We start from the raw sequence: 22802 nt of genomic DNA, 5'->3' as shown, positions 1-22802 counted from the left end.
AGATCGGTGGTGATCAGCCATGCCATAATCGCCAATCATGAGCGACAGCAGCCCGACCAGTCCAGCGTCCAGACCCGCCTACCTCGTCGGAATCCTGCTCGCCGTACTCGGTGGAATCGGGCTGCTGGCCGCGTTCGAACTGACGCTGGAGAAGTTCCACGCCCTGGAGTTCCCGGGAACGGGCGCATCCTGCGACTTCAGTCTCATCGTGCAGTGCTCGGTGAACCTGGCCTCGTCGCAGGGCGCCGTGCTCGGGTTCCCCAACCCGGTGATCGGACTCATCAGCTGGCCCGTCGTCATCACCATCGGCGTCGCGATCCTCGCCCGGGCACGCTTCGCCTCGTGGTTCTGGATCGGCCTCAACGTGGGCGTCGTCGGATCCCTCGCCTTCGTGATCTGGCTGATGTACCAGAGCATCCACATCCTCGCGACGCTGTGCCCGTGGTGCATGCTCACCTGGGCCGTGGTCATCCCGCTGTTCTGGATCGTCACGATCGACAACCTGCGCACTGGACGCATACCGACGACCGAGCGATTCCAACGGTTCGCGGCGGCGGCCTTCGGATGGATCCCGCTGATCACGCTGATCTGCTACCTGATCGTGGCCGTCATCGCGCAGCTTCGCCTCGACGTGCTGGGCTACCTGTTCTGACCTCCGTTGGTCGAGTAGGCCGCGAGCGAAGCGAGTTGCCGTATCGAGACCACATCTCGGCCGCAGTTCGCTTCGCTCGGGCGTTACTCGATCAGCGGATGGGCGGGCGCTGCTCGTGCAGCGCTGACGAACTCAGGCGAACCAGAGGGCGAGCTCGCGCGCGGCCGACTCGGGCGAGTCGGAGCCGTGCACGAGGTTCTGCTGCACCTTGAGGCCCCAGTCGCGTCCGAGGTCGCCGCGGATCGTGCCGGGGGCAGCGGTGGTCGGATCGGTGGTGCCGGCCAGCGAGCGGAAGCCCTCGATGACGCGGTTGCCCGCGAGGCGGATGGCGACGCTCGGGCCGGACTCCATGAACTCGATGAGCGGCTCGTAGAACGGCTTGCCCTCGTGCTCGGCGTAGTGCTGGGCGAGAAGGTCGCGGTCGGCCTCGACGAGACGGATGTCGACGAGCGAGTAGCCCTTGGCCTCGATGCGACGCAGGATCTCCCCGGTCAGGCTGCGGGCGACGCCGTCGGGCTTGACGAGGACGAGGGTCTCTTCGATCGTGGTCATGCGTTCTCCTTGTTGTATCGGTCGATTCGGCCGCCGCTGATCATGGCGTAGGTCCATATGGCGGCGAAGATGGCTCCTACGAAGAACATGCCGGGGTTGAGAAGTCCGGCGAGCAGGATGAGAACCTGGACGGTCCATCCGAGCACGTACGCGAACTGGTATCGCAGCAGGCCGAGCGTGACGATGATGAGCAGGCACACGATGCCGCCGCTCACGAGGGCCGCGACGGGGCCGATGCTGATCAGGCCGGCTGTCGGCAGGCCGTAGTTCACGAGGGCGGCGAGGAACACCACGATCAGCTCGAAGCCGAGCACGATCGAAGCGAGGCTGCGCCTGATCGATCGCGGGGCCGGAGCACGTCCGTGCGCCGGCGCCGGCGACGCCTCGGGGCTTCCGGGCGCCTCGGCTGCAGCATCGCTCACGAGCTCATCCAGTCGGCGTCGGCCGCGATCTCGATCGCCTCGGCGACGAGGGTGATCGACCCGGTCACGATCACGGCGCGGCGCGGCGCGTCCGACGCCCACCGGCGTGCGTCGTCGAGGGCGTCGATCACGCTGTCGAACTGGAAGACGACGTCCTGGTCCACCCACTCCACCATGTCGTCGGCGAGTTCTGAGACCGGGATCGCGCGCTCCGACGACGACGCCGTCACGTTGAAGTGGTGCACGGCCGGCGCGAGCGCCTCGACGATGCCGCGCGCGTCCTTGTCGGTGAGGATCCCGACGACGGCGACGATCTCGTCGAAGTCGAAGAAGGTGTCGAGCGATGCCACCAGGGCCTGGGCGCCGTGCGGGTTGTGGGCGCCGTCGACGATCACGCTCGGCTCGATGCCGACCAGCTGCAGCCGTCCGGGAGAGGTGACTGTGGCCAGCCCCTCCTCGACCAGCGCAGTGGTGAGAGGTTGAGCGCCTCCGCCGATGAAGGCCTCGACGGCAGCGATGGCCACGGCGGCGTTCTGGGCCTGGTGAGCGCCGTAGAGGGGCAGGAACATCTCGTCGTACTGACCCGCTGCACCGCGCACGCTGATGAGCTGTCCGCCGACGGCGACCCTGTGCTCGGAGAGCGCGAACTGCGCGCCCTCCACGGCGAAGGTGGACTCGGTCAATTCCACGGCGCGCTCGAGCTCGGCGAGAGCCTCAGGAGTCTGGGCGGCGGAGACCACGCTCGCGGCCGGCTTGATGATGCCCGACTTGGTGCGGGCGATCTCGGCGATCGTGGAGCCGAGGCGTCCGACGTGGTCGAGCGCGATCGGCGTGAACACCGCCACCTGCCCGTCGGCGACGTTGGTGGAGTCCCACTCTCCGCCGATCCCGACCTCGAGCACGACGACGTCGACGGGCGCATCCGCGAAGCACGCGAACGCGAGCACCGTCAACGCCTCGAAGAAGCTGAGCGGGGCATCCCCCGCCGCCTCGAGCTCGGCATCCGTCATCGCGATGTAGGGCTCGATGTCCTCCCAGTTGCGCACCAGCGCCTCATCGGTGATCGGCGCGCCGTCGATGAGGATGCGTTCGGTGAATCGCGACAGGTGCGGGCTGGTGAGCAGTCCCGTCTTGAGCCCGTACGCCCGCAGGATGCTGTCGATGATGCGACTCGTGCTGGTCTTGCCGTTCGTACCCGTGATGTGGATGACGGGGTAGGCGCGCTGCGGATCGCCGAGCAGCTCGACGGCGCGCCGCGTGGCGGCGAGCCTGGGCTGCGGGTTCGACTCCCCGATGCGGGCCAGCAGGCCCTCGTAGACGGCGTCCGCCGGCTGGCGCCAGATGTCTTCGTCGTTCATGCCTTCTCCAGAGCGATGGTGAGGGTGGAGTCGCGCCCGACCGAGAGTGCCTCGGCCGGCAGCTCGGTGCCGCCGAATGCGGCGACGTCGAGGTCGACGGCGAGGGTCTCGGCGGCGATGAGCTCGGTGTGCACGCGGGCTGCAGTGGCTGCGGTCTCGTTCAGGGTGAGGCGCAGTCGGATGCGGTCGCTCACCTCGAGCCCGGCCGCCTTGCGGGCGTCCTGCACGGCGCGGATGACGTCGCGGGCGAGCCCCTCGGCCTCGAGCTCGTCGGTGGTGACGGTGTCGAGCAGCACGAAGCCGCCGCCGGGGAGCAGTGCGAGTGCGACGCCGGAGCCCTCCGCCGCCGCTGCCTCGAGCACGAGGTCGTACTCTCCGTCGGCGAGGACGATGCCGCCCGCCGTGACGACGCCGTCCAGCTCGGACCAGTCGCCGGTGCGGGCACCCTGGATGGCCTTCTGCACCTCCTTGCCCAGCCGGGGACCGGCTGCACGGGCGTTGACGGTGAGCCGGCTCGAGACGCCGTAGTCGGCGGCGCTGGACTCGGCCAGCACCACGAGGTCGACGGCCTTCACGTTCAACTCCTCCCGCAGGATGGACTCGAACGGCGCGAGGGAGTTCGCGGATGCCGACACCACCGTGAGCTTCGCCAACGGCAGTCGCACCCGAAGGCCGGACTGCTTGCGCAGCGAGAGCGCGGTCGAGCTGATGGCACGCACCTCGTCCATGACGGCGACGAGGGCGTCGTCGGCCGGGAACTCGGCGGCGTCGGGCCAGTCGGCCAGGTGCACGCTGCGACCGCCGGTGAGACCCTGCCAGATCCGCTCGGAGACGAGGGGAAGCAGCGGAGCCGAGAGGCGGGTGTAGGTCTCGAGCACGGTGAACAGCGTGTCGAACGCCTCACTTCCTGAACCGTCCTCCCCCACGCCCGCCCAGAAGCGGTCGCGGGAGCGGCGCACGTACCAGTTCGTGAGCACGTCGGCGAAGTCGCGGAGCTTCGCGGCCGCGAGAGTGGAGTCGAGCTGCTCGAGGTCGGTCGTGACGGCGGAGACGAGGTCGCCGAGCTTGGCCAGCAGGTACCTGTCGAGCACGTCGGTGGAATCAGTGCGACGCCGGGCCTCGTAGCCGTCCTGCGACGAGGCGTTCGCGTACAGGGAGAAGAAGTACCAGGTGCTCCAGAGCGGGAGCATCACCTGACGCACGCCCTCGCGGATGCCCTCCTCGGTCACGACGAGGTTGCCGCCGCGGAGCACCGAGCTCGACATCAGGAACCAGCGCATGGCATCGGAGCCGTCGCGGTCGAAGACCTCGGAGACGTCGGGGTAGTTGCGCAGCGACTTGCTCATCTTCTGGCCGTCGCTGCCGAGCACGATGCCGTGGCTCACGACGTTCTTGAACGCCGGACGATCGAACAGCGCCGTCGAGAGCACGTGCAGCATGTAGAACCAGCCGCGGGTCTGCCCGATGTACTCCACGATGAAGTCGGCCGGGTTGTGGCTGTCGAACCACTCCTGGTTCTCGAACGGGTAGTGCACCTGCGCGAACGGCATCGATCCGGAGTCGAACCAGACGTCGAGCACGTCGGGGATGCGGCGCATCGTCGACTTCCCGCTCGGGTCGTCGGGATTCGGACGGGTGAGCTCGTCGATGTAGGGACGGTGCAGGTCGGGCTCGCCGGCCGCGTTGCGCGGCTGGGTGCCGAAGTCGCGCTCCAGCTCCTCCAGGGAGCCGTAGACGTCAGTGCGCGGGAACTCGGGGTCGTCGCTCTTCCACACCGGGATGGGCGACCCGAAGTAGCGGTTGCGGCTGATCGACCAGTCGCGCGCGTTGCCGATCCACTTGCCGAACTGGCCGTCCTTGACGTTCTCGGGAACCCAGGAGATGTCCTGGTTGAGGTCGACCATGCGGTCGCGGAAGTCCGTGACGCGCACGAACCAGCTCGACACGGCCTTGTAGATCAGCGGATTGCGGCAGCGCCAGCAGTGCGGGTAGGAGTGCACGTAGCTGGCCTGTCGCAGCAGTCGGCCCTCGGCCTTCAACAGCTGCGTGAGCGGCTTGTTCGCGTCGCTCCAGAGCTGGCCGGCGACGTCGGTCACGTCGGACAGGAACTTACCGCCGTCATCGAGGGAGATGATCACCGGGATGCCGTTGGCCTCGGAGACCTTCTGGTCCTCCTCGCCGTAGGCGGGGGCGAGGTGCACGATGCCCGTGCCGTCTTCAGTGGTGACGTAGTCGGCGACGAGGATGCGCCATCCGTTCTGCATCCCCCAGGCCTCGACGTCGGCGTAGTAGTCGAACAGCCTGTCGTAGCTGATTCCCTCGAGCTCGCTGCCGAGGACCGTGCGGGAGACCGCGGCCTGTGCGTCCGCCGCCGACTCGTAGCCGAGGTCTTTCGCGTAGTTGCCGACGAGGTCGATCGCGATGAGGTACTCGGCTCCGAGCACCTCGGTGCCGTCGGCGCCACCGGCCCGCTCGCGCAGGACCGTGGCATCGGGGGTGCCGTTCGGTCCGGCAGGCACGACCGCGTAGCTGATCGTCGGACCGACGGCGAGCGCGGCGTTGGTTGGAAGAGTCCAGGGAGTCGTCGTCCAGGCGAGAGCCCGCACGGCGGTGAGCCCGAGCGACTCGGCCTTCGGGCCGGTCAGCGGGAAGGTGACGGTGACGGTCTGGTCCTGGCGGTCCTTGTAGACGTCGTCGTCCATGCGCAACTCGTGGTTCGAGAGCGGCGTCTGGTCGCGCCAGCAGTACGGCAGCACCCTGTAGCCCTCGTAGGCGAGACCCTTGTCGTGCAGTCGCTTGAACGCCCAGATCACGCTCTCCATGAAGGTGACGTCGAGGGTCTTGTAGTCGTTCTCGAAGTCCACCCAGCGGGCCTGGCGGGTGACGTAGCCCTCCCACTCCTTCGTGTACCGCAGCACCGAGTCCTGGGCGGCGCGGTTGAACGCGGCGATGCCCATCTCCTCGATCTGACTCTTGTCGGTGATGCCCAACTGCCGCTCGGCCTCGAGCTCGGCCGGCAGGCCGTGGGTGTCCCAGCCGAAGCGACGGTGCACCTGCTTGCCCCGCATGGTCTGGAAGCGGGGGAACACGTCCTTGGCGTAGCCGGTGAGGAGGTGACCGTAGTGCGGCAGGCCGTTGGCGAACGGCGGACCGTCGTAGAACACCCACTCAGGCGCGCCCTCGCGGTTGTCGATCGAGGCCTGGAAGGTGTCGTCGTTCTTCCAGAACTCGAGCACCTCCCGCTCGATGGAGGGGAAGTTCGGGGACGGCACGACTCCGTCGGAGGTGTGCTGGGGATCCTGACCCTTGGGGTACAACGCGTGGCTCCTGGATGCGAGAGACTTCTCCACGAGGACGGCGAGCCCGTCGAGCTCCACCGCGGTACCACCCCGCTTGTGCACCACTCCCGTCGACTGGCTCCGAGACCGCTGCACCGCTTGTTCATTGGCTGTGACGGGCCAGACCCGTTCGGCTCTACTGGGCTCACGCCGTTCTACCGAAGACTCCCCGGTGATGGCCGGATCGATGTCGTTGCGCCCAGTCTACGCGATACCGCGGCACGAGCACTTGAGGGGAATCGCTACCTGTAGGCCTCGTCGATGAGCGCGTGCAGCGCCGCCGGCGCCACCCGGTGCTCCCTGGCCTCGGCCACGAGGTCGTGGATGAGTCCAGCGAGCACGGCATGGCCGCCGACGCGAACCGTCACGACGGCGCCCCGTCCTCGGTGCAGCTCGACGAGGCCCTCGTCTCTCAGCACGCGATATCCGTGCAGAACGGTGTTCACGTTGATGTCGAGCGATTCGGCCAGCGCGCGCGCCGATGGCAGTCGTTCCCCGTCGACCAGGCGACCATCGACGATGGATCCGCGGATGCCCGCCGCGAGTTGCTCGAACAGGGGCCGGGGGCTGGACGGATCGACGCGAATCACCACGGGTTGAGTCTATTGCGCTAGTTCAAGTGACTCAATATGGGCGGATGCTGCCAGGACTGCTGTCAGGATGAGTGATGCCTGCCGCCCTGAGCGGAGGGCATCCTCTTCCTCTCCCACTGCAAGGAAACCGATGCGCAGCGCTTCCACCCCGGTTCGACAGAGCCGGCGCCTCCTCACACTCCTGGCCGCCGCGAGCGGCGCCGCTCTCCTGCTCGCCGGCTGCTCGGCGGCGGAGCCCGAGGCCGCGTCGACTCCCGTGGCCGGCGGCACCCTGGTCTACGCCAGCGGCGACGCCGAGCCCGACTGCCTCGACCCGCATGTCGGTGGCAACTACCCGCAGGCGCTGGTGGCCGGGCAGTTCCTCGAGTCGCTGGTCTCGCTCGACAAGTCCGGCGCCATCATCCCGTGGCTCGCCACGAAGTGGACGGCATCCGACGACGGACTCACCTGGGACTTCACCCTGCGCGACGACGTCACCTTCACCGACGGCACCCCGTTGAACGCCGAGGCCGTGAAGGTGAACGTCGAGCACCTCAAGGATCCCGACACGCAGTCTTCGACCGGCTACCTCGCCCTCGGCAAGGTCGACTCCGTCGAGGCCGTCGACGACACGACGGCGCGCTTCCACCTCAGCACTCCCGACAGCGCCCTGTTGGAATCGCTCGCCCAGCCCTGGCTGGCGATCGAATCGCCTGCCGGAATCGCCCGCGGAATGGACGAGAACTGCCTCGCCCCCATCGGCACCGGCCCCTTCGTGGTGACCGACTGGGTGCAGCAGGACCACCTCACCCTGACGCGCAATGATGACTACGACTCGGCCCCTGCTGACGCCGCGCACACAGGTGCGCCCTACCTCGAGGGAATCGAGTGGCGCTTCATCCCCGACTCCGCCTCGCGCTACGCCGCCCTGCAGTCCGGTGAGGTCGACGTCATCGACAACGCCCAGCCCGACACGATCGCCCAGGCCACGAAGAACGGCTCGCTGGCCGAGATCGACGCGCCCCGCCCCGGCGCCTCCAACCGCATCGAGCTCAACTCCTCGCGGGCCCCGTTCGACGACGTGCGGGTGCGGGAGGCCTTCATCCGCGCCGCCGACGTGAACGACGGCATCGACTCGCTGTTCTTCGGAACCGCGAAGCGCTCCTACTCAGTCCTCTCCAGCGTCGAGCCCCTCGGCTATTCCGACGAGACGTTGTTCACGACCGACCTCGACGCGGCGAACGCGCTCCTTGACGAAGCCGGTTGGACCACCCGCGACTCCGACGGCTACCGCACCAAGGACGGCGCCCGACTGACGCTGCGCTTCCCGGTGTCGACCAACCAGTCGATCCCGGCGGAGCAGTCGTTGTTCGAGCAGATCCAGGCGACGGCGAAGGAGGCCGGCTTCGACGTCGTCATCTCCCCCCTCGACATCTCGAGCTGGTACGGCGCGCTGTTCTCCGACTCCTACGAGCTGGTGAGCGCCCCGTACACGAAGATCGGCCCCGACGTGCTGCGCACGCTCTACGACTCGGCCGGCATCACCCCGGCGCCGAGCGGCTATTTCGCCAACCTCGCCCAGCTGAACGACCCGAAGCTCGACGAGCTGCTGCGCACGGCCGCGAGCACGAGCGACAGCGATGAGCGGGCCTCGCTCTACGAACAGGCGCAGAAGATCATCCTCGGGGGCTTCTACGCCCTCCCGCTCTACGACCAGCAGAACCACTTCCTGCTGAGCACTGCGGTGAAGGGCGCGCGGGCCATGCCGACGGTGTCGACCCCGACCTTCGCCGACGCCTGGCTCGCCGAGTAGATGGGACCGGCCGCCCGCCGCACGCTGGGGCGCCTCGCCGGCGCGCTGTTCGTGCTGTGGGCTGTCGCCACGCTGACCTTCTTCGCCATCCACCTGGTTCCGGGTGATCCTGCCCAGGCGATCCTCGGCGGCCCCGGCTCGCAGGCCTCGCAGGAGGCCCTCGACAGGGTCCGCGCGGACTACGGGCTCGACCAGCCGCTCATCGTGCAGTACCTGGCCATGCTCGGACGACTGGCGACAGGGGATCTCGGCGAGTCCTACGCCCTCCGAACCCCCGTGGCGCAGTTGATCGGCGGGCAACTCGTCGGAACGCTCGTGCTGGCGCTGCTCTCGCTCGTCGTCGCCTGGGTGATAGCGGTCGGTCTCGCGCTCTGGTCCACCGGTCCCGGTCGGCTGAGCCGCGCCGTGGCACAGGGGGTCGAGCTCACCGCGGCGTCTCTGCCGCAGTTCTGGCTGGCGACGGTGCTCATCGCGGTCTTCAGTACCGGCTTGGGCTGGCTCCCTGCGGTGTCCACTGGAGGTGCGGCGGGGCTGGTGCTGCCCGTCGTCACCCTGGCGATCCCCCTCGCCGGATTCCTCGCCCAGCTCATGCGCGAGCACCTGCTGATAGCTCTCGAGCAGCCGTTCGCCCTGTCGGCCCGTGCCCGTGGCGAGTCGGCGGCTGGCATCCGGCTGCGTCATGCCCTGCGCCACGCGGCGTTGCCGGGGATCAACCTGTCTGGGTGGGCCGTCGGCTACCTCATCTCCGGCGCTGTCGTCGTCGAGACGATCTTCGCCCGCCCCGGCCTGGGCCGCACGCTGCTGCACGCCGTCGAATCCCGCGACGTTCCCGTCGTCCTCGGAGTCGTGCTCCTCGTCGCCCTCGTCTACGTCGTGATGACCTTCGTGACCGATGCGCTCTCCCGCGTCGCCGACCCCAGACTGCGGCAGACGGAGGTCGACGCGTGAGCGAGCTGGAGGTGCGCAGCACTGTGACCGTGGAGTCGGCCGTCCGGCCGCTCCCCCGCATCGGGACCGTGCTGGCCGGGCTCTTCGTCGTGTTCCTCGCTATCTCCGTGGTCTGGCCCGGACTGCTCGCTCCCTTCGATCCCGATGCCATCGCTCCCCGCGACGCGTTCCAGCCGCCGTCGTCGACGCACTGGTTCGGCACCGACGAGTCCGGGCGCGACATCTACAGCCGGGTGATCTGGGGCACGTCGACCTCGCTGCTCATCGGCATCACGGCGACGGCCATCGGTCTCGCCCTCGGGCTTCTGCTGGGTGCGATCGGGGGCCTCGGTGGGCGTGCCCTGGACTTCGCCGTCGGCCGGGTGAACGAGGTGCTGTTCGCCTTCCCCGGGCTGCTGCTCGCCCTCCTCGTCATCGTGCTCTACGGCCCCGGCCCGGTGACGGCGACCATCGCCGTCGGGCTCTCGACGGCGCCGGGCTACGCCCGCATCGTCCAGGGCGAGCTCCGCGGCATCCGCTCGTCGGGATTCGTCGAAGCCGCCCGGGTGCTCGGGCACAGCACGCCCCGGATCATCCGACGCCACATCCTGCCCAATGCCCTTGCACCCATCGCCGTCCTCGCGACGCTGGGCGTCGGCCAGGCCATCGTGTGGGCGTCGGCGCTGAGCTATCTCGGACTCGGCGCCGAACCGCCGGCAGCCGAGTGGGGCGCCATGCTGGCCGCTGGCCGCACCTACATCACGACGGCCTGGTGGATGACGGTGTTCCCCGGCCTGATGATCGTCCTCACCACCATCGCGACCACTGTGCTCGGCCGTGCCATCACCAGCCGCACAGGAGCGGCCCGATGAGCGCCGCCGCCGGCACGCCCGTGCTCGACGTGCGTGGACTGCGGGTGTCGTTCGAGACCGGCCGAACGCGACGCGACGTCGTGCTCGGCCTCGACCTGCGCATCGAGCCCGGCCAGTGCGTCGCCATCGTCGGAGAGTCCGGATCCGGCAAGTCGGTCACGGCGCGCTCCCTGCTCGGCTTGGCCGGCCCTGACTCCGACGTCCGAGCGGACCTGCTCGACATCGGCGGCGTCGGGATGCTGCACGCCGGCGAGCGGGAGTGGCGACGACGCCGCGGCGACGGTGTCGGGCTCGTCCTCCAGGACGCCCTGGTCTCCCTCGACCCGCTCCGCACCATCGGACGAGAGATCGGCGACGCCCTGCGGCTGCACCGGCGGATGTCGGCGGCGGCCGCCCGGATCCGGGTACTCGAGCTCCTGACCCTGGTCGGGATGCCCGATCCTGAGACGGCGATCGACCGGCGATCGGGCGAGCTGTCAGGCGGGATGCGGCAGCGCGCACTGATCGCCTCGGCCATCGCCCTCGATCCGCCGCTGCTCATCGCCGACGAGCCGACGACGGCCCTCGACGTCGGCGTGCAGACCCGGGTCCTCGCCCTGCTCTCCGAAGCGCGCGACCGTGGCACCGGGATCCTCCTGATCAGTCACGACCTCGCCGTGGTGTCCTCCGTCGCCGATCGCGTCATCGTGCTCGACTCCGGCGCCGTTGTCGAGGAGGGGCCGACCCTCCAGGTGATCACGGCGCCGCGGCATCCCACGACAGCCGCCCTCGTCGCCGCGGTCCCCACCGACGTCCCCCGCGGACGCCGACTCTCGGCGGAGTCGACGGTACGCGTCGCGGAGCGCGGGACCGGGACGGCGACACTGCAGCCCCGGCCGATTCCGTCGAGCGGCGCGGGTGTGCCCGACCAGGGCATCGTGCTCGAGGGGCGCGGCCTCACCGCGACGTTCAGCACCGGCGGCAGGACGGTTCGGGCCGCCGACGACGTATCGTTCAGGCTCGAGCGTGGCACCACCCTCGGGCTGGTGGGAGAATCCGGCTCCGGCAAGACGACCCTCGCGAGGCTCGCCCTGGCCCTCCGACGCCCGGACAGCGGCGAGGTGCTGCTCGACGGCGGCGCCTGGTCGAGCCTCAGCGAGCGCGAGCGGCAGCCGCTGCGGCCGCGCCTCGCGGCGATCTACCAGGACGCTCTCGGATCCTTCGACCCGCGCTGGAGCGTCGGTCGCATCCTCCGCGACGCCCTCGGTACTGACGGGACGGATGCCGCCGTCGGCGAACTCCTCGACCGCGTCCACCTGGCGCCCGACACGGCTCGGCGGCATCCGCTCGCCCTCTCGGGAGGGCAACGGCAACGCGTCTCGATCGCGCGGGCGCTGGCCGCGGCCCCCGAGATCCTCGTCTGCGACGAACCGGTGTCGTCACTGGATGCGACAGTCCAAGCGCAGGTGCTCGACCTCCTCGACGAGTTGCAGCGGGACCGCGGCCTGTCGCTGTTGCTGATCTCGCACGACCTCGGCGTCGTGCGCCACATGAGCGACACGGTCGCCGTGATGCTCGCCGGCCGGATCGTCGAGACCGGTCCGACCGAGCAGGTCTTCACCGCGCCGGTGCACGAGTACACCCGCGCTCTCATCGCGGATGCCCCTCGGCTGCCGTCGGCTCGCTGAACGAGGTTCGCTGACCGGCCGCACGCCGACAGCAAGGCCCGCCACGACGGGAACTGTAAGCTGGGAGGACTGCATACTCAGGCACTTCACCACTGACACGGTGCCGCACATATCGATCGGAGCAACATGTCAACCGCGCCCATTCCCGACAAGCCGGCCCTCGAGGGACTCGAGTCCAAGTGGGGCGCTGTCTGGGAGTCCGACGGCACCCACCGCTTCGATCGTGACCGTGCCACCCGCGACAACATCTACTCGATCGACACCCCGCCGCCGACGGCGTCCGGGTCCCTCCACATCGGGCACGTGTTCTCCTACACCCACACCGATGTCATCGCGCGCTTCCAGCGCATGCGCGGCCGCAGCGTGTTCTACCCGATGGGCTGGGACGACAACGGCCTGCCCACCGAACGTCGCGTGCAGAACTACTACGGCGTGCGCTGCGACCCGTCGCTGCCCTACGAGGCAGACTTCACGCCTCCGTTCGAGGGAGGCGACGGCAAGAGCACCAAGGCCGCCGACCAGAAGCCCGTGAGCCGTCGCAACTTCATCGAACTCTGCGAGCAGCTCACCCGCGAGGACGAGGTGCAGTTCGAGAAGCTCTGGCGCGACCTCGGCCTCTCGGTGGACTGGACCCAGACCTACCGCACCATCGGCGAGGAGGCGCTGTTCACGTCGCAGCTCGCCTTCATCCGCAACGTGGAGCGTGGCGAGGCCTACCAGGCCATGGCACCGACGCTCTGGGACGTCACCTTCCGCACGGCCGTCGCCCAGGCCGAGCTCGAGGACCGCGAGCAGCCGGCCGCGTACCACCGCGTCGCCTTCCACAAGCCCGATGGCGGCACCATCGAGATCGAGACCACCCGTCCCGAGTTGCTGCCCGCCTGCGTCGCCCTGGTGGCGCACCCCGACGACGAGCGCTACAAGCCTTACTTCGGCACGACTGTCACGACCCCGGTCTTCGGCGTCGAGGTCCCTGTACTCGCGCATCACCTCGCCCAGAAGGACAAGGGATCGGGCATCGCCATGATCTGCACCTTCGGCGACGTGACCGACGTGGTGTGGTGGCGTGAGCTCGACCTCCCGAACCGGGCGATCATGGGCTTCGACGGCCGCATCATCGCCGACGCTCCCGATGCGATCACGAGCGAGGCCGGACTCGCGGCCTACGCCGAGCTCGCCGGCAAGACGGTGTTCTCGGCCAAGCAGGCGATGGTCGATCTGCTCCGTGCCTCGGGCGAGCTGATCGGCGAGCCGAAGAAGATCACCCACCCCGTCAAGTTCTTCGAGAAGGGCGACAAGCCGCTCGAGGTCGTCTCGACCCGCCAGTGGTACATCTCCAACGGCGCCCGCGACGAGGCCCTGCGCGCGAAACTGCTCGAGAACGGGCAGGAGCTCGTCTGGCACCCCGACTTCATGCGCGTGCGCTACGAGAACTGGGTGGGTGGCCTGACCGGCGACTGGCTCATCTCACGCCAGCGCTTCTTCGGTGTGCCGATCCCCGTCTGGTACCCGCTCGATGCCGACGGCAACCCCGTCTTCGACGAGCCGATCGTCGCCACCCAGGACCTCCTCCCGGTCGATCCGTCGTCGGATGCCGCTCCGGGCTACGACGAGTCGCAGCGCGGGCAGGCCGGCGGCTTCGTCGGCGAGCACGATGTCATGGACACCTGGGCCACCTCCTCGCTGACGCCGCAGCTCGCCGGTGGTTGGGAGCGCGACCCCGAGCTCTTCGAGCTGGTGTTCCCGTTCTCCCTGCGTCCGCAGGGCCAGGACATCATCCGCACTTGGCTGTTCTCGACCATGCTGCGCGCCGAGCTCGAGCACGGTCAGCGCCCGTGGGACCACACCACGCTCTCGGGCTTCATCGTCGACCCCGACCGCAAGAAGATGTCGAAGTCGAAGGGAAACGTCGTCACCCCGGCCGACATCCTCGAGACCCACGGATCGGATGCCGTCCGCTACTGGGCCGCGTCCTCTCGCCTCGGCACCGACGCCGCCTTCGACCCGCAGAACCCGACGCAGATCAAGATCGGGCGTCGCCTCGCCATCAAGCTGCTGAACGCGGCGAAGTTCATCCACGGCGCCGGTGACGCCGGAGACGCGTCGGTCACCAACTCCGTCGACCTGAGCATGCTCGCATCGCTCTCGGAGGTGGTGCACCAGGCCACGATCGCACTGGACAACTACGACCACGCCCGCGCCCTCGAGGTCACCGAGGCGTTCTTCTGGACGTTCTGCGACGACTACCTCGAACTGGTCAAGGAGCGGGCGTACGGCGGAGCCGACGCCGAGAAGGAGTCCGCCGTCGCGGCACTCCACACGGCACTGTCCGTGTTCCTGCGCCTGTTCGCCCCCTTCGTGCCCTTCGCGACCGAGGAGGCGTGGTCGTGGTCGAACGAGGGCTCGGTGCACGTCGCGGCCTGGCCGAACGAAGTCGAGATCCCCGGTGCCGAGGACGGCGTGACAGCCGTGCTCGACCTCGCCAGCCGCGCGCTCACGGCCATCCGTCGGGCGAAGACGGATGCGAAGGTTTCTCAGCGCACACCAGTGATTTCTGCTGTAATTGCGGGAACGGGAGAACAGGTCGGGCTGCTGAAACAGGCCGCTTCGGACCTCGCAGCAGTCGGGCGCATCGCAGCACTCGATTTCGCGGAGGCCGATGACCTCGCCGTCACCGACATCGTCCTCGAGACTGTGCCGGAGAGTTAGGAGCATACGAATGACTGTTCAGGTTCGCCCCATCGTCGACCGCGACTTCTTCGACTGGCTCGGCCTCTGGGAGGGCTACAGCGCCTTCTACGAGTCCGAGGTCACCGACACCAAGGCCCTCATCGTCTGGTCCTGGCTCACCGACAAGGCTCACGAGCTCTCGGGCTTCGTGGCCGAGGACGACGGCAGGCTCGTCGGCTTCGCCCACGTACGCGAGTACCCGCGCACCCTCGAGGCCGATCGCGCACTGTTCCTCGACGACCTGTTCGTCGCTGAGGACGCCCGCTCGAACGGTGTCGGCGGCGCCCTGATCGAGGAGGCCAAGCGCATCGCGCGCGAGCGCAACGCCGGTGTCGTGACCTGGATCACAGCGGCCGACAACGAGACAGCGCAGCACCTGTACGACAACGTCGGCACCCGCACCTCCTGGGTGACCTACGAGACGGAGGCCTGAGCATGCAGCTCGGAACCCGCTGGCCGTTCCGCGGCACCGACCGTCCGGGCAACCTGCCCGAGGTCGTCGGATTCGCGCTCGACGCCGTCGAGACGGACGACGAGATCACCCCGGATGCCGGGGCAGACTGGCGCTGGACCCTCACCTGGCTCGAGGGCAAGCCCGTCATCGAGCTCGACGACGGCACGGTCATCCGCTACGTCGCCGAAGACGATTCCGCCCAGATCGTGCTGCCGGCTCAGGCGGTCGACGATGAGGACGACTGGTAGCCAGTCCTCACTCGGGCTTCCGCGCGAGCACCTCGCCGTGCGGCATCTGCATCCAGCCGTCGGCGTCGAGCTTCCATTCCCGCCAGGCCGAGGCGATGGCACGCAGCTCGTCGACGTCGGCCATGCCGGCCTCGATGGCATGTGCGGCGAAGGCGGACTCGGTGGCGCGCACGGCCCAGGATTCACCCCACCATTCGCGCTCGGCATCCGAGGCGAAGCACCAGACCGACGCCGTGCACTCGACATCCGTGAACCCGGCCGCCCGCACCCACGACTTGAGGAAGCGCGCGGCATCGGGCTCTCCCCCGTTGTAGCGCGCCACGTCGTGGTAGACGTCCAGCCATTCGGTCAGGCCGGGAAGGGCCGGGAACCAGGTCACTCCCCCGTAGTCGACATCGCGCACGGCGAGGAGTCCGCCCGGTTTCAGAACGCGCAGGGCCTCACTCAGCGCTGCGACGGGTCGCACGAGGTGCTGGAGGGTCTGGTGAGCGTGTACCACGTCGAACGACGCATCGTCGAAGGGCAGGGCGTAGGCATCGGCGACGAGGAAGTCGACGTTCTCCTGGCCGTTGTCGATGCCCAGGCCGCGCGCCTGGGCGACGATCTCCGCCGCGACGTCGACGCCGACCACGCGACCCGGGCTGACGCGACGCGCGATGTCGACGGTGATGGTGCCGGGGCCGCATCCGAGGTCGAGCACGGCGAGCCCGGGCACGAGGTGCGGCGCCAGGTAGGCGGCCGAGTTCTCCACCGTGCGCCAGGTGTGCGAGCGCAGCACGCTCTCGTGGTGGCCGTGGGTGTACTGATCGCGCGGGGCGATCTCCTTCTCCTGCGGATCCGTGCTCATGAACCGAGCCTACCGAGCGGATGCCCCTCTCTCAGCGCACCCGAGGCGCCGACCGCGGACGCGCCAACGGCCCGCGCTCCCGGAGGAGTGCGGGCCGTTCGAGGCTGGGCGGTCTAGATCGCGAAGCCGAGAGCGCGCATCATGTCGCGCCCGTCGTCGGTGATCCGTTCCGGACCCCACGGCGGCATCCAGACCCAGTTGATGCGGAAGGCCTCGACGATGCCGTCGAGGGACTGCGCGGTCTGCTCCTCGAGCACGTCCGTGAGGGGGCATCCGGCGCTCGTCAGGGTCATGTGGATGACGAGCGCGTTGTTCTCGTCGTCCCAGCCCAGGTCGTAGATCAGGCCGAGGTCGACGACGTTGACTCCGAGCTCGGGGTCCATGACCTCTTTGAGCGCCTCTTCGACCTGGTCGAAGAGTGCGGGTTCGAGTGTCGTCACCATGGGAACAGCCTACGCCGTCACGCCGGTGAGGAACCTGTCGTAGCCCTCGTCCTCGAGGCGGTTCGCCAGTTCGCGGCCACCCTGTTCGGCCACGCGTCCGTTGACGAAGACGTGCACGAAGTCGGGCTCGATGTAGCGCAGGATGCGGGTGTAGTGCGTGATCAGCAGGATGCCGAGACCGGTGTTCGCCTTGGCGCGGTTGACGCCCTCCGACACGATCTTGAGAGCGTCGACGTCGAGGCCGGAGTCGGTCTCGTCGAGCACGGCGAACTTCGGCTTGAGCAGCTCGAGCTGGAGGATCTCATTGCGCTTTTTCTCGCCGCCCGAGAAGCCCTCGTTGACGTTGCGCTCGGCGAACGAGTTGTCCATGCGGAGGTTCCCCATGGCCTCGCGCACGTCCTTGACCCACGTGCGGATGGCCGGAGCCTCGCCGTCGATCGCGGTCTTCGCAGTGCGGAGGAAGTTGGTGTTGGTCACGCCGGGGATCTCGACCGGGTACTGCATCGCGAGGAAGAGTCCGGCGCGCGCACGCTCGTCGACGGTCATGTCGAGCACCTCGGCGCCGTCGAACAGCACCGATCCGCCCTCGACGTGGTACTTGGGGTGGCCGGCGATCGTGTACGCGAGGGTCGACTTGCCCGAGCCGTTGGGGCCCATGACGGCGTGGATCTCGCCCTCGTTGATGGTGAGGTCGACACCCTTGAGGATGTGCTTGGTGCCCTGGTCGGTCTCGACGCTGACGCGGAGGTCCTTGATCTCAAGAACTGACATGGTTCTTCTTCGTCTCTTTCGTTTCGTCGGCGCACGAGGCGCCGAAAGTCATGGCGCGGTTCAGACCGCGACTGTGATGGTGGGGTCGATGTAGATGTCGCCGTCGCGGATCTCGACCTGGTACACGGGCACCGGGTCGTAGGCCGGGAGGCTCAGCGGCTTGCCCGTGCGGAGCGAGAACTTCGAGCCGTGCGCCCAGCACTCGAGGGTGTCGTCCTCGACGAAACCCTCCGACAGCGAGATGTCGCCGTGGGTGCAGGTGTCGCCGATCGCGAAGACAGCCCCGGAGTCGTCCTTCACGACGGCCATGGCCGTGCCGTCGATGTCGACCTTGACGGCCTGGTTCGCCTCGAGCTCGTCGACGGCGCAGATCCGCTGGGCGCTCACGATGCCAGCACCGTTCCGACCAGCTCGGTCTCGAGCGACTCCTGGAGCCTGGTCTCGAGTTCGGCGTCGCCGATCTGCTGCACGATCTCGGTGAGGAAGCCACGCACGACGAGACGACGTGCCTCGTCTTCGGTGATGCCGCGGCTCATCAGGTAGAACAGCTGCTCGTCGTCGAAGCGGCCGGTGGCACTCGCGTGGCCGGCACCGGCGATGTCGCCGGTCTCGATCTCGAGGTTCGGCACCGAGTCGGCACGGGTGCCGTCGGTCAGCACCAGGTTGCGGTTCTGCTCGTAGCTGTCGGTGCCGGTGGCCTTGTTGCCGATGAGCACGTCGCCTATCCAGACCGAGCGAGCACCCTGGCCCTGCAGTGCGCCCTTGTAGGTGACGCGCGAACGGGTGTTCGGGGCGTCGTGGTTGACGTAGACCTGCTGCTCGAGGTGCTGGCCGGCATCCGAGAAGTACAGGCCGAAGGCCTCGACGTCGGCGCCCTGCTCGGCGAGGAGCGTGGTCGGGTTGACCCGCACGATGGACCCGCCGAGCGAGACGACGATGTGCTTGAGCTTGGCGTCGCGGCCGACACGCGAGAAGTGCGTTGCGGTGTGGATGGCGTCATCCGCCCACTCCTGCACGGACACGACGGAGAGCTGTGCGCCCTCGCCGAGCACGATCTCGACGTTCTCGGCGAGGCGGGCCTCACCGGTGTTCTGGAGGACGACGAGCGCCCGACTGAACGGAGCGGCCTCGATCACGGTGTGAGCCGCACGCGGGGAGGACCCGAGCGCACCGCGGTTCAGCGTGAACGTCTTCGCCTCCTCGCCGGTCACCGAGATGACGAGGGCCTGCTCGAAGCTGGTCCACGCGTTGGCGGACGCACGCTCCTCGGGGATGCCGGCCGAGCCGATGCGAGCGTCGTCGCGGGAGACCCAGGCGACGGCGATGCCGTCGACCGGCGTCGCCGAGTACTCGTAGACCGAGCCGTCGAGCTCGCCGGCCGTGAGGTCGGTGAGCTTCGCGACAGGCGAGTAGCGCCACTCGACCTCGCGGCCGGTGACCGGCGCGAAGTCGGCGACATCCGTCGACTTCGGTCGGGCCGAGCGGGTCTGGACCGGAGCCTTGTTGGCCCAGTCACCGTCGCTGTGCTTCTTGAGTCCGTGCTGCTCGAAAGTCGGCACGCTGGGAACGGTGGTTGCAGAGGCAGCCATCTAGACTACGGTTCCTTTCGACGTCGGGAGGAAGGTCATCCGACAGAGCCTTCCATGCCCATTTCGATGAGCTTGTTGAGTTCGAGCGCGTATTCCATGGGCAGCTCGCGGGCGATCGGTTCGATGAAGCCGCGCACGATCATGGCCATGGCCTCGTCCTCCGGCATGCCGCGGCTCATGAGGTAGAACAGCTGCTCCTCGGAGACGCGCGAGACTGTGGCCTCGTGCCCGAGCTGCACGTCGTCGACACGGATGTCGATGGCCGGGTAGGTGTCCGAACGCGAGATGGTGTCGACAAGCAGGGCGTCGCAGCGCACGGTGTTGGCGGAGTGGTGCGCGTTGGCATCCACCCGCACCTCGCCGCGGTAGCCGGCGCGGCCGCCGCCACGGGCGATCGACTTCGAGACGATCGAGCTCTGCGTGTGCGGAGCCATGTGGATCATCTTGGCGCCGGCGTCCTGGTGCTGGCCGGGCCCGGCGAAGGCGACGGAGAGCGTCTCGCCCTTGGCGTGCTCGCCCATCAGGTAGATCGACGGGTACTTCATCGTCACCTTGGAGCCGATGTTGCCGTCGATCCACTCCATCGTCGCGCCCTCAGCGGCCGTGGCGCGCTTGGTGACGAGGTTGTAGACGTTGTTCGACCAGTTCTGGATCGTCGTGTAGCGCACGCGGGCGTTCTTCTTCACGATGATCTCGACGACGGCGGAGTGCAGCGAGTCGCTCTTGTAGATCGGAGCGGTGCAGCCCTCGATGTAGTGCACGTAGCTGCCCTCGTCGGCGATGATCAGCGTGCGCTCGAACTGGCCCATGTTCTCGGTGTTGATGCGGAAATAGGCCTGCAGCGGGATGGAGACGTGCACGCCGGGCGGCACGTAGACGAAGGATCCACCCGACCAGACCGCCGTGTTGAGAGCGGCGAACTTGTTGTCACCCGAGGGGATGACGGTGCCGAAGTACTCGTCGAAGAATTCGGGGTGCTCCTTGAGCGCCGTGTCGGTGTCCATGAAGATCACGCCCTGGGCTTCGAGCTCCTCGTTGATCTGGTGGTAGACCACCTCGGACTCGTACTGGGCTGCGACACCGGCGACGAGGCGCTGGCGCTCGGCCTCGGGGATGCCGAGCTTCTCGTAGGTGCTCTTGATGTCGTCGGGAAGGTCTTCCCAGCTCTGGGCCTGCTTCTCGGTCGAGCGCACGAAGTACTTGATGTTGTCGAAGTCGATCTCCGACAGGTCGGCACCCCAGGTGGGCATCGGCTTGCGCTCGAACAGCTGCAGGGCCTTGAGCCTGCGCTGGAGCATCCAGTCGGGCTCCTGCTTCAGGGCCGAGATGTCGCTGACCACCTCCGACGAGATTCCGCGGCGGGCTGATGCGCCTGCAGCATCGGAATCCGACCAGCCGAACTCGTAGACGCCGAGTCCTTCCAGTTCGGGGCGGTCGATGAGAACGTCCGACATGTCTCCCTCTTTCCTACCCATGACGACCGGCTATCAATCCGGCTCATTCCCCTTCCGCGTATGTGGATACGAGCGGTCACGAGGTCTGATTTGTGCGGGGCAGCTTCTGTGCGTACCTAGAATTGTCGAAGGAACCGATCGATCGTGCGCCGGCTGATTGACACCAGCGACACGTGGTTCTCCAACCAATTGATTCTACAGGCACCCGTGATGACCTTGCAGCGGTGCCGCCCGAGAGTCTGCCGTACGAAGAACAGGACCTCCCCGACGTGTCGCGATTCAAGAACTGGCTCCCCACGCAGATCGATCGCCGCGTGCGCGTGTTCGCCTGGCTCTCGCTCATCGCCCAGATCGTGCTCATCGGCACGGGTGGGCTGGTGCGGTTGACGGCGTCGGGACTCGGATGCCCCACCTGGCCGACATGCACCGACGACTCGCTGGTGAACACTCCCGAGATGGGCATCCACGGCGTCATCGAGTTCGGCAACCGCCTCATGACCTTCGTGCTGGTCTTCATCGCCATCGCCATGTTCCTGCTGGTGATCCGGATGCGCGCCGAGCGCCGCGACCTGTTCACGCTTTCGCTCCTGATCGGACTCGGCATCCCGGCGCAGGGAGTGATCGGCGGCCTCAGTGTGCTGACCGGCCTCAACCCCTACGTGGTCGGCCTGCACTTCGTGGTGTCGATCGCGTTGGTCTGCCTGGCCACGGTGCTGGTGCAGCGGGTCTACGCGACACCCGGCCCTCGCGCGCTGGCCGTGCCGCGGTGGTACGCGGTGATAGCGCACGTCACCAGTGCCGTGGTGGCCGTCACGATCCTGGTCGGCATCATGACCACGGGATCCGGCCCGCACGCCGGAGACGCGGATGCCCCGCGCAACGGCCTCGACCCCGTCATCCTGCAGCACGTGCACTCCTGGCCCGCGTACGCGACCCTGGCACTCACCGTGACCATGCTCGTCGCAGTTCTGATCGCGAAGATCCCGGGAGGCGGACCCGTGCTCCTCCTGCTCGCGGTCGAGGCTGTGCAGATCGTCGTCGGGCTCATCCAGGCCCGCACCGGCCTGCCGCCCCTGCTCGTCGGCCTGCACATGGTGCTCGCCGCCTGCCTCGCCGCCGCCATGGTGAACGTGGTCCTCGGGCTGAAGCGGCCCGTCATCGCCATCACGACACGGCCCGACGAGCTCGCGACCGCGGAGCCCGCCCGGTCGTAGACTCCCGACATGGCAGCCGGCTCAGTGCCCCCGGACGACCGACTCGACATCGAGGCGATGGCGAGGCACCAGGCCCGCGCCGCCTGCCGCCGGCTCGCCGAGACGCCGTTCGAGAACGGCTTCATGCCGCTCTACGCCGACCTCTACCTCGGATCCCGGCCCTACGCATCCTTCGCCGTCGTTCCCGATGAGCGCGCCCTCGGTCTGCTGCACCACATCACCAAGCACCTCAACGCCGATGCCATCGCCATCACCAGCGACACCTGGATCGCGGTGGGGCTCGATCCGGCGACCCGCGCGTCGGCGACCATCGAATCCCGATTCGAGGTCGGCGATCCCCGTGTGTCCGAGGCGATCGCCGTGACACTCGGATCCCTCGACGACGGCCTGCTCTCGGTGCGCATCCCCTATGCGCGCAGCGTCATGGACGGCCTCGAGCTCAGCGAACCGATCATCAGCGGGCTCGAGGACGGCGACGAACTCCGCGGCCCCATCGGCGAGGGTCTCGTCGATGCCCTCAACGGCGTGGAGGACGATGCTGCGGCATCCGTTCGCGACCGGATCATGGCACCGACGGAGGTCGAGGTGGCGATGCTGCTCTACGACCACGAGGAATGGGGCGCATTCGACAGGCTCGATCCCGGATGGGCGCGCACGCGCTTCGGGGTCAGCAACGTCGACGAGACGAACCCCTTGTCAGTGCTGCTCGCAGCCGCCTCCATCTGAGCGGAGCCGCACCGGTCCTCGTCGGTGCCGCGCCATTTCCCGGGGTTTTCTGCGCGGCGCTGTCAAGTGGTCGTTGCAACTTGCGGGTTCAGGAGTGTGTTGAGTGCTTGGGCTGGTGTGCGGTAGTCGAGGGTGGGTCGGGGACGCTGGTTC

Annotated in this window: 21 protein-coding genes; 10 read left to right on the top strand and 11 right to left on the bottom strand. The window is 68.2% G+C overall.

Features of this window, described 5'->3' with window-relative positions:
• Positions 1-37: 37 nt before the first annotated feature.
• Complete coding sequence (locus ASF30_RS21730; RefSeq protein ID WP_055911672.1) at positions 38-652, top strand: vitamin K epoxide reductase family protein; 615 nt, start codon at positions 38-40, stop codon at positions 650-652.
• A gap of 132 nt (positions 653-784) precedes the next feature.
• Here ASF30_RS21730 and ndk read toward each other — a convergent pair whose 3' ends face one another.
• The 5 genes from ndk to ASF30_RS21705 form a co-directional block, all read right to left on the bottom strand.
• Positions 785-1204, bottom strand: a complete 420-nt coding sequence (ndk, locus tag ASF30_RS21725; protein WP_055911669.1) for a nucleoside-diphosphate kinase — start codon at positions 1202-1204, stop codon at positions 785-787.
• Positions 1201-1626: a DUF4233 domain-containing protein gene (locus ASF30_RS21720; protein ID WP_055911667.1), complete on the bottom strand. Its 426-nt coding sequence runs from the start codon at positions 1624-1626 to the stop codon at positions 1201-1203. The genes ndk and ASF30_RS21720 overlap by 4 nt, the downstream gene beginning before the upstream one ends.
• Positions 1623-2984, bottom strand: a complete 1362-nt coding sequence (locus ASF30_RS21715; protein ID WP_055911663.1) for a bifunctional folylpolyglutamate synthase/dihydrofolate synthase — start codon at positions 2982-2984, stop codon at positions 1623-1625. Before ASF30_RS21715 ends, ASF30_RS21720 begins: the two co-directional genes overlap by 4 nt.
• Positions 2981-6301, bottom strand: coding sequence for an isoleucine--tRNA ligase (ileS, locus tag ASF30_RS21710; RefSeq protein ID WP_055911860.1), 3321 nt, complete (start codon positions 6299-6301; stop codon positions 2981-2983). Before ileS ends, ASF30_RS21715 begins: the two co-directional genes overlap by 4 nt.
• Before the next feature lie 263 nt (positions 6302-6564).
• Positions 6565-6915, bottom strand: coding sequence for a GntR family transcriptional regulator (locus ASF30_RS21705; protein WP_055911660.1), 351 nt, complete (start codon positions 6913-6915; stop codon positions 6565-6567).
• 130 nt (positions 6916-7045) lie between these two features.
• On the opposite strand from ASF30_RS21705, the gene ASF30_RS21700 reads away from it, so the two are divergent.
• From ASF30_RS21700 to ASF30_RS21670, 7 genes are all read left to right on the top strand, one after another.
• Positions 7046-8707: an ABC transporter substrate-binding protein gene (locus tag ASF30_RS21700; RefSeq protein ID WP_055911657.1), complete on the top strand. Its 1662-nt coding sequence runs from the start codon at positions 7046-7048 to the stop codon at positions 8705-8707.
• Positions 8708-9655, top strand: coding sequence for an ABC transporter permease (locus ASF30_RS21695; RefSeq protein ID WP_055911654.1), 948 nt, complete (start codon positions 8708-8710; stop codon positions 9653-9655).
• 5 nt (positions 9656-9660) lie between these two features.
• A complete protein-coding gene (locus ASF30_RS21690; protein ID WP_200918511.1) occupies positions 9661-10506 on the top strand; it encodes an ABC transporter permease in 846 nt (281 codons plus the stop codon).
• Positions 10503-12173, top strand: a complete 1671-nt coding sequence (locus tag ASF30_RS21685) for an ATP-binding cassette domain-containing protein (RefSeq protein WP_082468266.1) — start codon at positions 10503-10505, stop codon at positions 12171-12173. Before ASF30_RS21690 ends, ASF30_RS21685 begins: the two co-directional genes overlap by 4 nt.
• 126 nt (positions 12174-12299) lie before the next feature.
• Positions 12300-14882 carry a valine--tRNA ligase gene (valS, locus tag ASF30_RS21680; RefSeq protein ID WP_055911649.1) on the top strand — a complete coding sequence of 861 codons (2583 nt, stop codon included), beginning with the start codon at positions 12300-12302 and terminating at the stop codon, positions 14880-14882.
• A gap of 10 nt (positions 14883-14892) precedes the next feature.
• Positions 14893-15336, top strand: coding sequence for a GNAT family N-acetyltransferase (locus ASF30_RS21675; protein WP_055911646.1), 444 nt, complete (start codon positions 14893-14895; stop codon positions 15334-15336).
• 2 nt (positions 15337-15338) lie between these two features.
• A complete protein-coding gene (locus ASF30_RS21670) occupies positions 15339-15605 on the top strand; it encodes a hypothetical protein (RefSeq protein WP_055911643.1) in 267 nt (88 codons plus the stop codon).
• Between the two features lie 7 nt (positions 15606-15612).
• Here the strand turns inward: ASF30_RS21670 and ASF30_RS21665 are convergent, their stop codons facing one another.
• From ASF30_RS21665 to sufB, 6 genes are all read right to left on the bottom strand, one after another.
• A complete protein-coding gene (locus ASF30_RS21665) occupies positions 15613-16452 on the bottom strand; it encodes a methyltransferase domain-containing protein (protein ID WP_055911640.1) in 840 nt (279 codons plus the stop codon).
• Between the two features lie 113 nt (positions 16453-16565).
• Positions 16566-16895 carry a metal-sulfur cluster assembly factor gene (locus ASF30_RS21660; protein ID WP_055911637.1) on the bottom strand — a complete coding sequence of 110 codons (330 nt, stop codon included), beginning with the start codon at positions 16893-16895 and terminating at the stop codon, positions 16566-16568.
• Positions 16896-16904: 9 nt separating this feature from the next.
• Positions 16905-17666: a Fe-S cluster assembly ATPase SufC gene (gene sufC, locus ASF30_RS21655; RefSeq protein WP_055911634.1), complete on the bottom strand. Its 762-nt coding sequence runs from the start codon at positions 17664-17666 to the stop codon at positions 16905-16907.
• 60 nt (positions 17667-17726) lie between these two features.
• Positions 17727-18053 carry a non-heme iron oxygenase ferredoxin subunit gene (locus ASF30_RS21650; protein ID WP_055911631.1) on the bottom strand — a complete coding sequence of 109 codons (327 nt, stop codon included), beginning with the start codon at positions 18051-18053 and terminating at the stop codon, positions 17727-17729.
• Positions 18050-19255, bottom strand: coding sequence for a Fe-S cluster assembly protein SufD (gene sufD / locus ASF30_RS21645; protein ID WP_055911628.1), 1206 nt, complete (start codon positions 19253-19255; stop codon positions 18050-18052). The genes ASF30_RS21650 and sufD overlap by 4 nt, the downstream gene beginning before the upstream one ends.
• A gap of 35 nt (positions 19256-19290) precedes the next feature.
• Positions 19291-20709, bottom strand: a complete 1419-nt coding sequence (sufB, locus tag ASF30_RS21640) for a Fe-S cluster assembly protein SufB (RefSeq protein ID WP_055911626.1) — start codon at positions 20707-20709, stop codon at positions 19291-19293.
• 269 nt (positions 20710-20978) lie between these two features.
• On the opposite strand from sufB, the gene ASF30_RS21635 reads away from it, so the two are divergent.
• Together ASF30_RS21635 and ASF30_RS21630 are read left to right on the top strand one after the other, a co-directional pair.
• Positions 20979-21923, top strand: a complete 945-nt coding sequence (locus ASF30_RS21635) for a COX15/CtaA family protein (protein ID WP_082468274.1) — start codon at positions 20979-20981, stop codon at positions 21921-21923.
• Positions 21924-21932: 9 nt separating this feature from the next.
• On the top strand, positions 21933-22649 hold the full coding sequence (locus tag ASF30_RS21630; RefSeq protein ID WP_055911623.1) for a hypothetical protein: 717 nt from the start codon (positions 21933-21935) through the stop codon (positions 22647-22649).
• The last annotated feature ends 153 nt before the right edge of the window (positions 22650-22802 follow it).

Origin of the sequence: Leifsonia sp. Leaf264, assembly GCF_001422325.1 — a bacterium.
Lineage (GTDB): Bacteria > Actinomycetota > Actinomycetes > Actinomycetales > Microbacteriaceae > Orlajensenia.
This window is presented reverse-complemented; position numbering and strand designations above follow the sequence as displayed.

Excerpts from the sequence above, each read along its gene's own strand:
- ASF30_RS21730 (WP_055911672.1), top strand. The coding sequence starts at position 38 with ATGAGCGACAGCAGCCCGACCAGTCCAGCGTCCAGACCCGCCTACCTC.
- ndk (WP_055911669.1), bottom strand. The coding sequence starts at position 1,204 with ATGACCACGATCGAAGAGACCCTCGTCCTCGTCAAGCCCGACGGCGTC.
- ASF30_RS21715 (WP_055911663.1), bottom strand. The coding sequence starts at position 2,984 with ATGAACGACGAAGACATCTGGCGCCAGCCGGCGGACGCCGTCTACGAG.
- ASF30_RS21700 (WP_055911657.1), top strand. The coding sequence starts at position 7,046 with ATGCGCAGCGCTTCCACCCCGGTTCGACAGAGCCGGCGCCTCCTCACA.
- ASF30_RS21695 (WP_055911654.1), top strand. The coding sequence starts at position 8,708 with ATGGGACCGGCCGCCCGCCGCACGCTGGGGCGCCTCGCCGGCGCGCTG.
- ASF30_RS21685 (WP_082468266.1), top strand. The coding sequence starts at position 10,503 with ATGAGCGCCGCCGCCGGCACGCCCGTGCTCGACGTGCGTGGACTGCGG.
- valS (WP_055911649.1), top strand. The coding sequence starts at position 12,300 with ATGTCAACCGCGCCCATTCCCGACAAGCCGGCCCTCGAGGGACTCGAG.
- ASF30_RS21675 (WP_055911646.1), top strand. The coding sequence starts at position 14,893 with ATGACTGTTCAGGTTCGCCCCATCGTCGACCGCGACTTCTTCGACTGG.
- ASF30_RS21670 (WP_055911643.1), top strand. The coding sequence starts at position 15,339 with ATGCAGCTCGGAACCCGCTGGCCGTTCCGCGGCACCGACCGTCCGGGC.
- ASF30_RS21665 (WP_055911640.1), bottom strand. The coding sequence starts at position 16,452 with ATGAGCACGGATCCGCAGGAGAAGGAGATCGCCCCGCGCGATCAGTAC.
- ASF30_RS21660 (WP_055911637.1), bottom strand. The coding sequence starts at position 16,895 with ATGGTGACGACACTCGAACCCGCACTCTTCGACCAGGTCGAAGAGGCG.
- sufC (WP_055911634.1), bottom strand. The coding sequence starts at position 17,666 with ATGTCAGTTCTTGAGATCAAGGACCTCCGCGTCAGCGTCGAGACCGAC.
- sufD (WP_055911628.1), bottom strand. The coding sequence starts at position 19,255 with ATGGCTGCCTCTGCAACCACCGTTCCCAGCGTGCCGACTTTCGAGCAG.
- sufB (WP_055911626.1), bottom strand. The coding sequence starts at position 20,709 with ATGTCGGACGTTCTCATCGACCGCCCCGAACTGGAAGGACTCGGCGTC.
- ASF30_RS21630 (WP_055911623.1), top strand. The coding sequence starts at position 21,933 with ATGGCAGCCGGCTCAGTGCCCCCGGACGACCGACTCGACATCGAGGCG.